Source organism: Streptomyces sp. L-9-10, from assembly GCF_004151105.1.
Taxonomy (GTDB): Bacteria; Actinomycetota; Actinomycetes; order Streptomycetales; family Streptomycetaceae; genus Streptomyces.
This window is the reverse complement of the sequence record NZ_PHRF01000022.1, coordinates 1-206: the sequence shown is the minus strand read 5'-3', so window position 1 is coordinate 206 and position 206 is coordinate 1. Positions and strand designations below refer to the sequence as shown.

The 206-nt window shown below is 74.3% G+C and carries 1 pseudogene; it reads left to right on the top strand.

Going from position 1 to position 206, the window contains the following annotated elements:
* Positions 1-206: pseudogene (locus tag CU044_RS04715) on the top strand (2-oxoglutarate ferredoxin oxidoreductase subunit alpha); the annotation flags it as partial.

The window sequence follows — 206 nt, the reverse complement described above, 5'->3', positions numbered from 1 at the left end:
GGCGCGGCGCTGGGCGCGGCGTTCGGGGGTTCCCTGGCGGTGACGACGACGTCGGGGCCGGGGGTGGCGCTGAAGTCGGAGACGATCGGTCTGGCGGTGTCGCTGGAGCTGCCGCTGCTGGTCGTGGCGATCCAGCGCGGCGGGCCTTCCACCGGGCTGCCGACGAAGACGGAGCAGGCCGATCTCCTCCAGGCGATGTACGGGCG